Source organism: Acidovorax sp. GW835-FHT14G06, assembly GCF_058793595.1.
In genome coordinates this window covers 397,998-412,509 of sequence record NZ_JBXAGA010000002.1, presented here as the reverse complement: position 1 = coordinate 412,509, position 14,512 = coordinate 397,998, and the positions used below count along the sequence as shown (strand labels likewise).

The 14,512-nt window shown below is 60.6% G+C and carries 16 protein-coding genes and 2 tRNA genes; 7 read left to right on the top strand and 11 right to left on the bottom strand.

Going from position 1 to position 14,512, the window contains the following annotated elements; all coding sequences use genetic code 11:
• Positions 1 to 66: 66 nt before the first annotated feature.
• The 7 genes from AC1Q64_RS04495 to AC1Q64_RS04465 all read left to right on the top strand — a co-directional run bounded on the left by AC1Q64_RS04495 (position 67) and on the right by AC1Q64_RS04465 (position 5,374).
• Positions 67 to 888 (top strand): hypothetical protein, encoded by an 822-nt coding sequence (locus tag AC1Q64_RS04495; RefSeq protein ID WP_143227274.1) that lies wholly within the window; start codon positions 67 to 69, stop codon positions 886 to 888.
• A 73-nt stretch (positions 889 to 961) separates the two neighbouring features.
• A complete protein-coding gene (locus AC1Q64_RS04490) occupies positions 962 to 1,231 on the top strand; it encodes a helix-turn-helix transcriptional regulator (RefSeq protein WP_099730597.1) in 270 nt (89 codons plus the stop codon).
• Complete coding sequence (locus AC1Q64_RS04485) at positions 1,228 to 1,488, top strand: helix-turn-helix transcriptional regulator (protein WP_099730598.1); 261 nt, start codon at positions 1,228 to 1,230, stop codon at positions 1,486 to 1,488. Before AC1Q64_RS04490 ends, AC1Q64_RS04485 begins: the two co-directional genes overlap by 4 nt.
• A gap of 11 nt (positions 1,489 to 1,499) precedes the next feature.
• Positions 1,500 to 1,802: a helix-turn-helix domain-containing protein gene (locus AC1Q64_RS04480; protein WP_492250599.1), complete on the top strand. Its 303-nt coding sequence runs from the start codon at positions 1,500 to 1,502 to the stop codon at positions 1,800 to 1,802.
• Positions 1,786 to 4,197 (top strand): DUF3987 domain-containing protein, encoded by a 2,412-nt coding sequence (locus AC1Q64_RS04475; RefSeq protein WP_099730600.1) that lies wholly within the window; start codon positions 1,786 to 1,788, stop codon positions 4,195 to 4,197. The genes AC1Q64_RS04480 and AC1Q64_RS04475 overlap by 17 nt, the downstream gene beginning before the upstream one ends.
• Before the next feature lie 191 nt (positions 4,198 to 4,388).
• Positions 4,389 to 4,679, top strand: a complete 291-nt coding sequence (locus tag AC1Q64_RS04470; protein ID WP_099730601.1) for a hypothetical protein — start codon at positions 4,389 to 4,391, stop codon at positions 4,677 to 4,679.
• Positions 4,676 to 5,374: a hypothetical protein gene (locus AC1Q64_RS04465; protein WP_492250598.1), complete on the top strand. Its 699-nt coding sequence runs from the start codon at positions 4,676 to 4,678 to the stop codon at positions 5,372 to 5,374. Before AC1Q64_RS04470 ends, AC1Q64_RS04465 begins: the two co-directional genes overlap by 4 nt.
• A gap of 653 nt (positions 5,375 to 6,027) precedes the next feature.
• On the opposite strand, the gene AC1Q64_RS04460 is transcribed toward AC1Q64_RS04465, so the two are convergent.
• The 11 genes from AC1Q64_RS04460 to uvrC all read right to left on the bottom strand — a co-directional run bounded on the left by AC1Q64_RS04460 (position 6,028) and on the right by uvrC (position 14,485).
• Entirely contained in the window at positions 6,028 to 6,285 is a 258-nt protein-coding gene (locus AC1Q64_RS04460; protein ID WP_110959664.1) for a hypothetical protein, read from the bottom strand.
• 73 nt (positions 6,286 to 6,358) lie between these two features.
• On the bottom strand, positions 6,359 to 6,580 hold the full coding sequence (locus AC1Q64_RS04455) for a hypothetical protein (protein WP_492250597.1): 222 nt from the start codon (positions 6,578 to 6,580) through the stop codon (positions 6,359 to 6,361).
• A 69-nt stretch (positions 6,581 to 6,649) separates the two neighbouring features.
• The gene (locus AC1Q64_RS04450) at positions 6,650 to 7,090 is read right to left on the bottom strand and encodes a hypothetical protein (protein ID WP_291438380.1); all 441 of its coding nucleotides are present in this window, start codon (positions 7,088 to 7,090) and stop codon (positions 6,650 to 6,652) included.
• A gap of 453 nt (positions 7,091 to 7,543) precedes the next feature.
• Complete coding sequence (locus AC1Q64_RS04445) at positions 7,544 to 7,747, bottom strand: hypothetical protein (RefSeq protein ID WP_056064167.1); 204 nt, start codon at positions 7,745 to 7,747, stop codon at positions 7,544 to 7,546.
• 184 nt (positions 7,748 to 7,931) lie between these two features.
• Positions 7,932 to 8,007 (bottom strand) — tRNA-His (locus tag AC1Q64_RS04440).
• Between the two features lie 49 nt (positions 8,008 to 8,056).
• Positions 8,057 to 9,985, bottom strand: a complete 1,929-nt coding sequence (locus AC1Q64_RS04435; protein ID WP_492250596.1) for a SurA N-terminal domain-containing protein — start codon at positions 9,983 to 9,985, stop codon at positions 8,057 to 8,059.
• 60 nt (positions 9,986 to 10,045) lie between these two features.
• Positions 10,046 to 10,121: transfer RNA gene (locus tag AC1Q64_RS04430), tRNA-Val, on the bottom strand.
• Positions 10,122 to 10,136: 15 nt separating this feature from the next.
• Complete coding sequence (locus AC1Q64_RS04425) at positions 10,137 to 10,409, bottom strand: HU family DNA-binding protein (RefSeq protein ID WP_008906675.1); 273 nt, start codon at positions 10,407 to 10,409, stop codon at positions 10,137 to 10,139.
• A gap of 301 nt (positions 10,410 to 10,710) precedes the next feature.
• Positions 10,711 to 11,805, bottom strand: coding sequence for a tartrate dehydrogenase (locus tag AC1Q64_RS04420; protein ID WP_492250595.1), 1,095 nt, complete (start codon positions 11,803 to 11,805; stop codon positions 10,711 to 10,713).
• Positions 11,806 to 11,875: 70 nt separating this feature from the next.
• The gene (gene pgsA, locus AC1Q64_RS04415; RefSeq protein ID WP_492250594.1) at positions 11,876 to 12,442 is read right to left on the bottom strand and encodes a CDP-diacylglycerol--glycerol-3-phosphate 3-phosphatidyltransferase; all 567 of its coding nucleotides are present in this window, start codon (positions 12,440 to 12,442) and stop codon (positions 11,876 to 11,878) included.
• A 45-nt stretch (positions 12,443 to 12,487) separates the two neighbouring features.
• Positions 12,488 to 14,485 (bottom strand): excinuclease ABC subunit UvrC, encoded by a 1,998-nt coding sequence (uvrC, locus tag AC1Q64_RS04410; RefSeq protein WP_492250593.1) that lies wholly within the window; start codon positions 14,483 to 14,485, stop codon positions 12,488 to 12,490.
• Positions 14,486 to 14,512 lie beyond the last annotated feature (27 nt).

Genomic DNA, 14,512 nt, shown 5'->3' with positions numbered 1-14,512 from the left:
ATCCCCGAAAACCCGTTTCCCCTGACGGGCTGGGCTGGCACCTTTTCAGGGAGCGCGAGGGAACGCATGGATTGTTTTGAAAAATTCGACCCCTTGGAAGGTAACGTTCCGCTTTACCCGTTCTTCGGGCTTTTCGATGTAGCTTGGAAAGCAAGAGAACTTCTCAAAGAAGTGCCAAAGGATCAAATCCTTTGGATTGAAAAAGATGTCGATTATCAAGTCGAGCGTGTTCGGGAATACTTCTACAACACGGCGCTTGAAAGAGTAGAAAGCAACAACGAAGCCGATCTGGAGAAGTTTGAGGAGGAATATGAAGAACCCTCAGAAGTAGAGGCATTGAGCTTCGCGACGGATGTTGGATGGGGCCCCACCGACCCCGAAGAGCCCGGATCCTGTCCAGTAAAGTGCGCGGCAGTGCTTGCGCTGATGTTAGTGGCGAGTTGCGTTGAAACACTTGAATGTCCAGAGGAGGATCTTGGCTTTTCGGAGGATGGCCCCGTTGCCGCAAGACTCATCAGTGCGGCGAATTCTGCCTTTGATGCAGCCTTGGCATTTGGCTTGGCACTGAAATATGAACGCCATATCGAAATCACAAATGAGATGGAAGTCGATATGGAGCAGCGTCTAGCGGATTTCAATAAAGATAAGGCACGCCGAGCTGCACTTAGAAAGCATGGTCCAACCAATCGAGCTAAGGCGTTCGTGGTTGCAGAATGGGCTAAACATAAGTCGGCTTACAGTGAAAACAAATCAGCATTTGCAAGAGATTACGTAAGGCGTGTTCATAACGAATACCAAGTTTCGATAACTGAAAAGCAAATGCGCGAGGTGTGGCTGAAAGATACCCCGTCTGCCAGCAAACCGGACGGTATGCCAGCAGACGGGTAATGACTTAAAGCAGCTAAAAAAACACCATTCACCCATCAGTCACTTTTGGCAAACGCCAGAAAGGAAATGGGAAATGGAAACCACCATTCAACAAGCAGCAGAGTCTCAACTAGACCGCCTGCGCGCATTGGCAGACAAACTGGACTGCCTGACCGAAACGGACGTGATGCTTTTGGGAAAGCTATCCCAAAGCACGGTGGAGGCATGGCGAAAGCGCGGGACCGGCCCCGCATACATCCTGCTGGGTAATCGCTACCTCTACCCACGCAAGGCCGTGGCGCAATATCTGGAAAGCGCCACCCGCACGCGCAGCCAACAATCCGCCAAGGAGGTGCTGCAGTGATCCACTACAACACCCAAGTCGCTGCGCCCTCCATATTCGACGCCCTGCCCGACAGCGCATTCATCCGCGAAGCGCAATTGGTACAGAGCCCCAAGCGCCCCGACAGCCCTGCCCCCCTGCCCTTCAGCGCGCCTACCCTGTGGCGCAAGGTGAAGGCGGGCACCTTCCCTAAGCCGCACCGCCTGTCTGAGCGTGTGACGGCATGGAAGGTGGGCGACGTGCGCGCGTGGATCAACCAACACACCGCCGATGCGTAAGGGGGCACACCATGCATACCGACGCAACCAAGCGGCAGGCCCTGGCCGAGATTCTGGCCGCGCATCCGGGCACCGACACCACGGCGCAATGCACGCGCATCCGGGCTGCGCTGGCCCGCTTTGCACTCACCACGTTTGAGGCTTCACGCTATCTGGACTGCTACGACCCGCGCGCACGGGTGATGCAACTGCGCCATGCCGGTGATGTGATCCGCACGCACTGGCAGACGGTAGAAACCGAAGGCGGTGGCAAACACCGCGTGGGGCTCTACGTGCTGGAAGCCAAGGGGGGCCACCATGCAGAGCGCCATTGATGGATTCAGCTCCGCCATGGAGGCGGCGGGCCTGCCACCCCCGCCCACGATTGAGGCTGATGGAAGCCTGCACCGCTTCAACACCAGCGGCAAGCGTGGCGACGACTCGGGCTGGTATGTGCTGCACCCGGACGGCATCGCGGCGGGCGTGTTTGGCTGCTGGCGCAATGGCTGGTCACAGACCTGGAGCAGCAAGCCCGACACGGCGATGACCCAGGCCGAGCGCGATGCACACCGCCAGCGCATCAAGGCCATGAAGGCACAGCGCGATGCAGAGCAGGCCCAACGCCAGCAGCAGGCGCGCCAGACAGCGGCGGCGCTGTGGCAGGCCGCAACACCGGCCATGCAGCATGAGTACCTGGCACGCAAGGGCATACAGCCCCACGGCGCACGGTGTGATGGGCAGCGGCTGGTGATCCCCTTGCGTGATGTGGATGGCGCCCTGCACAGCCTGCAGACCATTGCGCCCGATGGCGACAAGCGATTCCTGCCCGGCGGGCGGGTGGTGGGCTGCTATCACTCCATGGGCAAGCCCCAAGGCGTGCTGGTAGTGTGCGAGGGCTTCGCCACCGGTGCCAGCATCCATGAGGCCACGGGCCACGCGGTGGCGGTGGCCTTCAACGCGGGCAACCTGCTGCCCGTGGCCCAGGCGCTGCACGGCAAATACCCGGCGCTGCGCATCATCATGGCCGCCGACGATGACTGGCGCACCGATGGAAACCCAGGCCTGACCAAAGCCACCGAGGCAGCGCAGGCGGTAGGCGGCGACCTGTCAAAACCTGACTTTGGCGACAGCCGCCCAGAGAAGGCGACGGACTTTAACGACCTGCACCAACTGCAGGGGCTGGACGCGGTGAAGGCGTGCATTGATGGTGCCGTGATGGCACCCACCGACAGCGGCTGGCCTCACCCCGTGTCCCTGCCGAGTGGCCTGCCGCCCGTGGCACCGTTTGATGCAGAGCTGCTGCCGGAGGCCCTGCGGTGCTGGGTGGCCGACATTGCAGACCGTATGCAGTGCCCGCCCGACTTCACAGCGGTGGGGGCTGTGGTGGCGCTCTCCAGCCTGATCGGTGCGCGTGCTGTGGTCAAGCCCAAGGCCCGCGACGATTGGGCAGTGACGCCCAATCTGTGGGGCGCCATTGTGGGCCGCCCTGGTGTGATGAAGTCGCCCGCACTGAGCGAGGTATTGAAGCCCCTGCAGCGCCTTGAAAAAACAGAGCGGGAACAGTGGCAGGCAGCGCACGAAGCCTGGCAACTCGATTGCAAGGTGGCCGAGCTGGCCGCCAAGGCCAATGAAAAGCAGGCCGCAGCCCAGGCTGCCAAAGACCCGGCCAAAGCGCGGGCGCTGCTGCAGCCAGCCGACAACCTGACCGCAGAGCCCACCATGCGGCGCTACGTGGTCAACGATGCCACGGTGGAAAAGCTGGCCGAGCTGCTGACGGTGAATCAGTGGGGCACGCTGGTTTACCGCGATGAGATCCACGGACTGCTGTGCAGCATGGACAAACAGGGGCAAGAAGGCGCGCGGGGCTTCTACCTGACGGGCTATGACGGCAACCAAGGCCACGCCGTGGATCGCATCGGGCGCGGTGAATCATTTGTGCCCCGCGTGTGTCTGGCAATGCTGGGCGGCATCCAGCCCGGCAAGGTGCAGAGCTATGTGCGCGAGGCGGTGGCAGGCGGTGCGGGTGATGATGGCCTGCTGCAGCGCTTTGGGCTGACGGTGTGGCCCGATGTGAACCGCGAATTTGTCTATGTGGATCGGTGGCCCGACACCCCTGCAAAGCAGGCTGCATGGGCGGTGTTTGAGCGCCTGAACCAGCTAAAACCGTCCACCGACAGCGATGCGCAGGAATGGCGCTTCACCCCTGAAGCACAGGCTCTGTTTGAGGAATGGCTGATCCCGTTTGAGACGGAGCTGCGCGGGGAGGAACTGCACCCGGCCCTGGTGTCGCACCTTGCCAAGTACCGCAAGCTGGTGCCAGCCCTGGCGCTGATCTTTGCCCTGGTGGACACGCCCGAAAGCGGACACCTGATCCACGAGCGCGAGCTGATCCGCGCATTGGCATGGGCCGACTACCTGCGCACCCATGCCGAGCGCCTGTATGCCGCAGCGGTGATGCCCGAAACCAGCGCAGCCAAGCAACTGCTGGACAAGATCAAGGCGGGCAAGCTGGCTGACAGTGACGGGACTTTGCTAGACGCCTTCACGCCCAGACAGATCGCGGTGAAGCACTGGGCAGGACTGGGCACACCAGACGCCGTGCGCAAGGCCGCCGACCTGCTGGCCGACTATGGCTGGCTGGAGCGTGAGGCCACGCCCAGCGGCGCGGCAGGCGGCAGGCCCAGCGAGCGATACATGCTGCACCCCGTGCTGATGAAGGGGGGCGCGTGATGAAGTGGCTACAGCGCCTGAAATCGGCACCAACCCCAGACGCCAACGCTACGAAACCTACAGAACCCGGTTTCGTAGGTTTTGTAGCGTGCCCCGATGGGCCTTCTGAAAACTTCACAGCCCCACAGCAGCCACCGGCCAACGAAGCCACCTCAGACCCTGACCGCTGGTGCTGGCCCCATAGCTCTGCGATGAGCACGGCGGAGATTGACGCCTTCACGGCGCGGCTGGCGCGCTTCACCGACAAGGGGCTGTCCCTGGACGACGCCGAAGCCCTGGCCGACAAGCTGGTGACGCGGGACAGGGACAACGACAGCCGCCGACTGTGCCTGGAGTGCGCCCACTTGCAAGGCGTGGGCCGCTGGGGCTGCGGGAACTGGAAACAGGCCGCCATCTGCACCCGCCCAGCAGACGCAGGGCTGGCGCATGTGCTGGTGGTGACGCCTCAGCACTGCCCAGGGTTCAAGGGGCACACACGATGACCAAGAAGGCCCAGGCCCCTGCGGTGCAAACCGGCAACGCCGACCCCAACACCCTGCAGCTACACAAAGACCCGGCGCAGACATACGCCGCCCAAATCGCGGCAATGGCGTTGGGCAGCGTTGCGGTCAATGCGATGACCGCACGCACATTTGCAAAGGGCACGTTTGGCACACTGGACGTGACCGAGTGCGTATTGACGTTGAAGAAGCGCGTGGACACCACCCACGGCGGCGACCTCAAGCACGCAGAAACCACCCTCACGGCGCAAGCCGCAACGCTGGACGCCATCTTTAACGAGATGGCCCGGCGGGCAGCACTGAACATGGGCGAATACATGGACGCCACCGAGCGCTATATGCGACTGGCACTCAAGGCCCAGGGCCAATGCCGCGCCACGCTTGAGACATTGGCGGCCATCAAGAACCCGCCCGTGATCTTTGCCAAGCAGGCCAACATCGCCCACGGGCCGCAGCAGGTGAACAACGAGGGTTTCGAGACCATTACGCACGCCCGCGCGCGTGCGAGAAAACCGAGAACCGCGCCAGACGAACTATTAGAGGGGCCGCAGCATGGCAGCACGGACATGGACGACAGAGCAGCGACAACGCCAGCGCGAGGCCATCCAACGGTGGAAGCCCTGGAACCAATCCACCGGCCCCGCAAGCCCAGAAGGAAAGGTGGTGGCAGCGCGTAATGCCTACAAAGGCGGGCAAAGAGCCGCACTGCGCAAACTAGTTCAGGAGCTGAATTTGGCGCTGAAGGTACAACGTGAAAACCTGCCTGAGAGCCCAGACACGCGATCAGCTTAGATTTTCACCAGCTGAGTGTGCAGCCTGTCTGCTTGTCTTTGCGCCTGAATTGGTTGCTAGGATGGCGGCTATCGGCCAGAAGCGGCCATTGATCTTGGAAGAGGAAACGACATGAGCCAAGGCACAGACGGGCTGTCACAACCTGAGAGGCCATCGTCGGCATTTGAGCGGATAGGCGGGAAAGCGATCCTTCTTATGCTCGCCGCTATGTCGGGTAGTGCAGGAGTCATCGCCTTGCAAACCGGAGAACTTGCCGAGGGAGGATCGCGTAGCGCCCCTTTACAGGTTAACGTTCTGCACGGAGTAGCCGCGTACACCGGTGGTGCGTTTCTCCTCTCCGTTAGTGCAACACTGCTCGTGTGCGCCTTGTCAGGGTTCAGATTTCGGCGGACGCTATTCGCCTTACTTACCGTTAACCTTGCAGCGTTCTTTGCGGCCATGGCCGGACGTATTTTTGCTCTGTAACCAAGGCGTTGACTATCCGCTTTGGGCCCAAAGCGGAAGTCAAGAGCGTAGCCGAGACAAAAAAGTTTGCCCCTTAGTTGCTCGTTGCCTTGATGATGTTCAGAACGATGAGCTGGGGCAGGAGTGCAGTCATTCCAATAGCAATCCACCACCAGCCCTTCCTACGTAGGCTCTGCACTTCGGCATCACCCTCTTTGCCAAGCTGAATGATTTGATATGCATTCAGGTGTCCGAGCCGCTTCATCAGCTTCAGCTTTTGGGGAAGGAGCCAGACTGCTCCGACAACTATCCAAAGAACCACCGAAGCGAAAAAAACGGATACGAGCGTCATAAAGAATGCGAAGGTCTGCTATTAGCCGGATTCTGCCCCACGGCGAGGGGCGCTAGCGGGCCCAGAGCGGACGTCACCAAAACATCCACCAAGGGGTGTTCTTGAGTCTGTCGTCACTTGCGCATACCAAGTAGAGCGCAATGGCGGCGCAGATCGAAAAGATGAACAGACCAATGCCTGCGCGGTTCTCCATCCAGCAAATCCACCAGAAAATGCCGCCAACACCGAGGCACACGAGAGCGCTTAACTTTCGTCCGGTACGGGTTATCTTCTGCTTCTGCTTCTGCTTCTGCATTCAATCGATGTCCGCTTCTGGCGGAATTCTGCCCCACGGCGAGAGACGCTATCGGGCTCTAAGCCGAAGTTAGGGTTTGCGATAGCGCTTTTGACGTTCGCGGTGGATTTGCAGATCGTCGGACATCGATTTCGACCTTCCAGCGCCAAAAATGGAAACCCAGCCTGCAATCAGGGAAAGCACGGCGGGGAGAAGAATCGTCGTGAGACCCATGCCATCTCGCGCCAACTTGAAGGCCATTGCGGCAAGTACCAATGCAATGCCTCCAATAACTAGGCGCCTCGCCCAGAGAAACGTCCCCTGCATAAGGCGCTCTGCCCCAGAGACAGGCTCGTTGGAGCCAAACTTGTCTTCAAAGAACGCCTGCCAGAAGACCCAGAAAATAATGGGAGCCAGCAGTATTGCGAAGAAGGCTCTCTCCCCATCCATCACAAGCCAGGCAGAGAGAGAAACCAAGACGATGCCTACTGCAATGAGAACTCTGCGCTCCATAACTTCCCAGCGCTCCATGCCTTCTCCTCAATGAGTGGGTGAACGTCTGCTCTTGGCCGATTGCAGCCAGAGCGTGAGGATTCATGCAGCCGCCTACAAGTTGTCTGGCGTGCTGTGCGGGAACGCGGGGGGTAGCAAAAGTCTAGGTTACCGGACTTCACGACACCCCGCAGTTCCTCACGCGCAGAAAAATGCACCTGTTTGAAAGCAATCAAACGCGTAGCCCGGCCGACGTGTGGGGAGTGTGCGACACGGGGACACTTTCACAAATGACGGTACTTTTGACGGTACTTTTCTAAATCGAAAATATGAAACCCAGCATTGATGCGGTTTTCAAGGCGCTATGTGAACTCCTCCGGGTTCAATCTCCCCGTTCATACAAACCGAACCATTCTGACCAGAGTGGAACAGCCAGAAGATGCGCGCGCTGGCTGAGTGGCGATGGCCCATGAACGTAGTCGCGCACCGCACTTAACGGTTGGGCTGCGGCACAGCGGCGTAATTCATGGCAATGGCCTGCACCACGGCGCCGATCAGTGCCGCATCGCCAGCACTTTGCGGCAACACGTCGCGCACGATCTGGACGGCGTATTGCAGTTGCTCCTTGGCCAAGGCCGCAGACATGGCGTTACCGCGCTTTTCACTGGGCGACGCGTCGCGAATCACAAGGCTCATCAGAAACTCCCAAAGGTGGAGCATGCAGTATGCGCCGTGCGGGGCCCTGGTGCGTAAAAGGTAGCGCAGTGATGGAGAAAGAAGCCTTTGGCAAGCAACGCCGCACAGGCATAAATGCAAGACAGCAACCCATGCCCCAAAGCAAAAAGCGCTGCAACATTTCTGTTGCAGCGCTTTGCTATTTTGGGGTGGCTGATGGGGCTCGAACCCACGACAACAGGAATCACAATCCTGGACTCTACCAACTGAGCTACAGCCACCGTAGCTTTGTATTATAGCCCGGTATTTTACCCCCGGACATCAAATCGCTTAATTTTCTGCAGTGACTGCCGTCGCAGCTTCGGGACGTGGTACCTTGATCTGGACTTTGAAGCGCTGCTTGAGCAGTTCATAGTAAGCCAACCCCTCAGCCGTCGCCAGCCATTGCACGTATTGTTGGCGCTCTTGCTGCGCACGCTGTGCATCCGGAGCCTGCCGCGGCACTACACGGTTGACCTTGACCACAGCATAACCAGCAGCACCCAGATCCACACCCGTCCAGCCTGGCAGCGCCTCGGTGGGAGCACGCAGAGCTGCGTCGATCAAAGCGCGAGGCAAGTTCTGGGTCTGTTCACGCGAGACTTCCGCGGCGGCTGCCAGACCTGTCGCGGACGAGGGATCCGCCTTCCACGCAGCAAGTTTGGCCTCGCCTTCCTTGCGAGCCAGTTCGGCGGATTTTTCAGCCACATACAAGCTGCGGACACGGGCCTTCACTTCGTCATAGGGCAGCGTCAGCGCGGGGGTGTAGGTGGTGACACGGCCGGCAGCCATCTGGCTGGGGCCTACCTCCACGGCCTCGGTGTTGCGCTTGTTTTGCAGCGAGTCTGTGGCAAAAAGTGCTTCGAGGAACTTGGCATTGGCCAAAGCCCCCTTGGCACCTGCAGCAGGGGTCCGCGTCACGCCCTTGGCGATCTGGATCTTGAGCTTGAGCTTGTCGGCCACGGGCTGGAGGCTATCTGCCTGCTCATACACACCGTTGGTGAAAGACTCTGCCACTTCGGCAAATTTGCGCTGGGCCTGCTGCTGCTTGAGTTCAGCCTCCATGGTGGGGCGCAGTTCTTCAAACGTGGGCTGGCGAGGTGTCTTGATATCGGTGAGCTGGATGATGTGATAACCAAACTCGGTTTCCACCAAGTCGCTGATCTCGCCCTTTTTCAGAGCGAAAGCAGCCTCCTCAAATGGCTTGACCATCGCACCCCGGGCGAAGAAGTTCAGGTCGCCTCCCGCAACGGCCGAGCCCTTGTCATCGGAAGATTTCTTGGCCACATCAGCAAAACTGCCGGGAGCCTTGCGCACCTGGGCCAGCAGTTCGGTAGCGCGTGCCTTGGCTTTTTCGCGGTCCGCAGCGGACGCGTCTTTGGCTGCGTTGACAAGGATATGGCTGGCGCGGCGTTCTTCCTTTGCCGTCATGCGAGCCACATTCTCCTTGTAGTAGGTACGCAGGTCGTCCTCGCCAAGGGTGATGGAAGCGCGCACGCTGTCGAGGTCCAGCACCACATATTCGATGGCTGCTTGTTCCAGTTGCTGGAACTGGGCGGGATGGGCCTTGTAGTAGGCCTCCAGGTCTGCATCCATGGGGGTGACTTTGCTGGCGAAGTCGGCAGCGTTGAATCGGGCCACCTGGATCTCGCGGCGCTCATACAAAGCGTCGAGCGCGAGCTTGACCTGTGTATCGGAGCCAAACGCAGTGCTCATCACACCGCCCATCACCTGGTTCACCGAGATGTCGCGGCGCACATTGGCTTCAAAACCTTCGGGCGTCAGACCTTGTGCAGCAACCAGGGCGCGGTAGGCATCGGCGTCCAAGGTCCCGTCAGGGCGCTTGAGTCCAGCAATCGCGGGAATCTCCTGCAAGCTACGGGCGAGACGCGCGTCGCTGGTCACAAGGTGCATCTTTTGCGCAGCAGCCGCCAGCACACGGTCGCGCACCAGGCGCTCCAACGTGGCATACCGGGCACTGGGCGAGTCCAGCAACTTGGGATCGACCGTGGGAGACTGGGCGCGAATACGGTCTGTCTCCATGCGATGGGCATTGTCCCAGTCCGTCTGCTTGATGTTGTTGCCGTCGACACGTGCTACCACAGGGCTCTTTTCAGAGAAATAGTTGCTGTCGATGCCTACCAGCACAAACGAAGGAATGATCAGCAAGAACAAGAAGATCATCACGATCTTGGAGTGCTTGCGGATGGATTCAAACATGGTCGATCTTTCAGAAGGCAAAAAACAAAAGGCGAACTTGCGTTCGCCTTTGTTCGGTGATGGTGGGTCCTGACGGTCTCGAACCGCCGACCTACTCCGTGTAAAGGAGCCGCTCTACCAACTGAGCTAAGGACCCCACCTAAACTGATCCTCAGTTCAAGGCATCTTTCAATGCCTTGCCAGGACGGAACTTCGGAACTTTAGCAGCTTTGATTTTAATCGTAGCGCCAGTGCGGGGATTGCGACCGGTACGGGCAGCACGCTTGCCCACAGCGAAGGTACCGAAACCGACGAGCGACACGGTGCCGCCCTTCTTGAGAGTCTTCTTGACAGCCTCGATCGTGGATTCCAGGGCACGCGCAGCAGCGGCCTTGGAGATGTCGGCGTTGGTAGCGATGTGCTCAATCAATTCGGTTTTGTTCACAAGAAGCCTCTCGGAAAAGAGTTAATGGAATGTCTCGAGGATATCTGGTCTTCACACGCCTGAAAGCACAGCCGTGGGCTGGTGGAGAACAGGCGGGGGAACGACTGGCATACACAGCAGTGGCTGCTGCATCAGATTAAAGCCATCGAGTTTCAGAGTGTCAATACAACACGCTGTTTTGCGTCAGCGTTGTTTTGAATTCTAGTCGTATTTGACGCTGCGACAGGGCTTGGCGGGCGTTTTTGTCTCAAACACGCCGTATGGGCAGCATTCCGTATTGACACCCCGCAGCCAGCCGTACTCAACGAGCAGCGAGTGCCTGAGCGATGGCTTTGCCCACATCCTGAGTGCCGCCTGTGCCACCCAGGTCCGGGGTGCGAGGGGCACCACTGCCGGGTTGCAAAACGGCTTCGATGGCGGCCAGCACAGCGTCGTGCGCGGCGCGATAACCCAGGAAGTCCAGCATCATTGCGCCGCACCAGATCTGCCCGATGGGGTTGGCGATGCCTTTGCCCGCGATGTCGGGCGCCGAGCCATGCACCGGCTCAAACAGCGACGGCATGGTGCGCGTGGGATTGAGGTTGGCGCTGGGTGCGATACCGATGGTGCCCGTGCAAGCGGGCCCCAGGTCCGAAAGGATGTCGCCAAACAGGTTGCTGGCAACCACCACATCAAAGAAGTCGGGCCGCTGCACGAAGTGGGCGGTGAGGATGTCGATGTGGAACTTGTCCACCGTCACATCGGGGTAGGCCTTGGCCATCTCGGCCACGCGCTCGTCCCAGTAGGGCATGGTGATGGCAATGCCGTTGGACTTGGTGGCGCTGGTCAGGTGCTTCTTGGGGCGCGACCGGGCCAGTTCAAACGCAAACTTGAGCACGCGGTCCACGCCGTGGCGCGACATCACTGTCTCCTGCATCACGATCTCGCGCGGGGTACCTTCGTACATGCGGCCACCGATGCTGGAGTATTCGCCTTCGGTGTTCTCGCGCACGATCAGCATGTCGATCTCGCCGGGCAGGCGCGGGCTGCCGTCACGGCGCACCACGGGGGCGATCACGCCAGGCATGAGGCGCGCGGGGCGCAGGTTGATGTACTGATCGAACTCTCGGCGGAACAGCAGCAGCGATCCCCAAAGCGAGACATGGTCGGCAATCTTCTCGGGCCAGCCCACGGCGCCGAAGTAAATCGCCTCATGACCGCCGATCTGGTCCTTCCAGTTGTCGGGCAGCATCTTGCCGTGCTTTTCGTAATAGTCCCAGCTCGAAAAGTCGAAGTGGTCGAAGTGCAGGTCGATGCCAAACTTGCGGGCGGCCTCGTCCAAAACGCGCAGCCCCTCGGGCATGACCTCTTTGCCAATGCCGTCACCGGCAATGACTGCAATGCGATGCTTCGCCATTCAGATGCTCCTGAAAATATAGCTGCCTGTGCTTATTGATCCAACGCTCCAGGCATCAAAGACTTGAAACCTATTTGACGCGTGCCCGGATCTCAGGCAAGGCCTTCTGCAGGTAGTACACCATCGACCAGACCGTGAGCACCGCCGAGGCCCAGATGAGCCAGGTGCCCCACACGCCGGTATCGATCACGCCGAACAGGCGCCCGTCGTACAGCAGAAAGGGGATGGCCAGCATCTGCACCGTGGTCTTGACCTTGCCGATCATGTGCACGGCCACGCTCTTGCTGGCGCCGATCTGCGCCATCCACTCGCGCAGGGCCGAGATCGCGATCTCGCGGCCGATGATGATGAGGGCCACAAACACGTCGGCACGTTGCAGGTGCACCAGCACCAGGAGCGACGCACACACGAGAAACTTGTCGGCCACCGGGTCCAGGAAAGCACCGAAGGACGAGGTCTGATTGAGCTTGCGGGCCAGGTAGCCGTCCAGCCAGTCGGTGGCCGCGAACACCACGAACAGCACGGTGGCAATGAGGTTGCGCGTGGCCGGGTCCAGCGGTGCGTAGAACACCCCCACGATCAAAGGTATCGCGACGATGCGCGTCCAGGTCATCAAGGTGGGGATAGTCCAGAACATGGCGGCGATTGTGTCACGACGCGGCCGTGGAACGACACAGGGGGCTTATCTCAATGCTTTGTAAATTTCTTCTGCCAATTCATGCGAGATGCCATCCACAGTAACAAGGTCTTCCACACTCGCGGACGCCACACCACGCACCCCGCCAAAACGTTGCAACAGTCGCGCTCGCTTCTTGGGTCCCACCCCCGCAATTTCTTCCAGTTGCCCGCCCCCCACGCGCACCTTGGCCCGTGCTGCCCGCATGCCGGTGATGGCAAACCGGTGGGCCTCATCGCGGATCTGCGCCACCAGCATGAGCGCGGCAGAGTCCTTGCCCAAGTAGACCTTCTCGCGGCCATCGGCAAACACCAGCTCTTCCAGGCCCACCTTGCGGCCCTCGCCCTTTTCCACGCCCACGATGCGGGTCAGATCCAGCCCCAGCGCGGTGAACACCTCGCGCGCCACGCCCACCTGGCCCTTGCCACCGTCGATGAGCACCAGGTCGGGCAAGCGCGCAGCCCCTTTGCGGATGGGGGCACCTGCTTCGGCGTCCGGGGCGGCAAAGTCGATACCCCCCTCCGCGCGCTGTGCCTCCACCACCTTGCTATAGCGGCGCGTGAGCACTTGGCGCATGGCGGCGTAGTCGTCGCCGCCGGTGATGCCGTCGATCTTGTAGCGGCGGTATTCGCTGCTCTGCATCTTGTGGTGGTGGAACACCACACACGACGCCTGGGTGGATTCGCCTGCCGTGTGCGAGATGTCGAAACACTCGATGGTGAGCAGGTCCAGGTCTTCGGACGGCAGATCCAGCGCCTCGGCCAGCGCCCGCGTGCGGGCCTGCTGCGAGCCCTCCTCGGCCAGCAGACGGGCCAGTTGCAGGTCGGCGTTTTTCTGCGCCATGTCCAGCCAGGCACGGCGCTGTTCGCGCGGCTGGTGGATGGCACTCACGCGCAAGCCGCTCTGTTCGGTCAGCGCGTCCAGCAACGCCTTGTCCACTGGCACGCTGGTCACCAGCAACGGCGGTACGGGCACGCCGATGTAGTGCTGGGCAATGAAGGCCTCCAGTACCAAGGCCTCCACGGGGCGCGCGGGGCGCGAGGGGCTGGTCACCGCTTCATCCGCGCCCTCTGCGCCTTCTTCCTCAAACACCGCCGCAGCGTCCTCGACATGCACTGGAAAGTACGGCCGGTCGCCCAGGTGGCGGCCACCGCGCACCATGGCCAGGTTCACGCAGGCGCGGCCACCTTGCACGCGCACCGCCAGGATGTCCACATCCTTGTCATCCACCGTCTCGATGGACTGCTGGTGCAGCACGCGCGACAGCGCCTGGATCTGGTTGCGCACCTCGGCAGCCTGCTCAAACTCCAGCTTGTCCGAGTGCGCCATCATCCGCGCCTCCATGGCTTGCAGCACCTCCTGCGTTTCGCCGCGCAACAGAGCTTCCGCATGCGACACGTCGGCGGCATAGGCCTCGGGCGAGATCAAGTCCACACACGGGCCGGTGCATCGCTTGATCTGGAACAGCAGGCAGGGTCGTGTGCGGTTGGCAAACACCGTGTCTTCACAGGTGCGCAGCCGGAACACCTTTTGCAAGAGCTGGATGGTTTCCTTGACGGCCCAGGCGCTGGGGTACGGACCAAAGTAGCGGTGTTTTTTATCGACCGCGCCCCGGTAGTAAGCCATGCGCGGAAACACCTGCCCTGGCACATCGCCCCGTGTGTGGGCGCCCGGCGTGCCGGTGATCTTGAGATACGGGTAGCTCTTGTCGTCGCGGAACAAGATGTTGAACTTGGGGTTCAGCGTCTTGATCAGGTTGTTTTCCAGCAGCAGCGCCTCGGCCTCGGAGCGCACCACCGTGGTTTCCATGCGCACGATCTTGCTGACCATGTGGCCGATGCGGGTGCCACCATGGTTCTTCTGGAAATAGCTTGACACACGGCGCTTGAGGTTGAGCGCCTTGCCCACGTACAGCAGCGCATCCTGCGTGTCGAAATAGCGGTACACGCCCGGCAGCGTGGGCAGCGCAGCCACCTGGGCGAGGAGTTCTTCGGAATGGGACATGGCGCGTATTGTGGCCCCGGGCGCGGC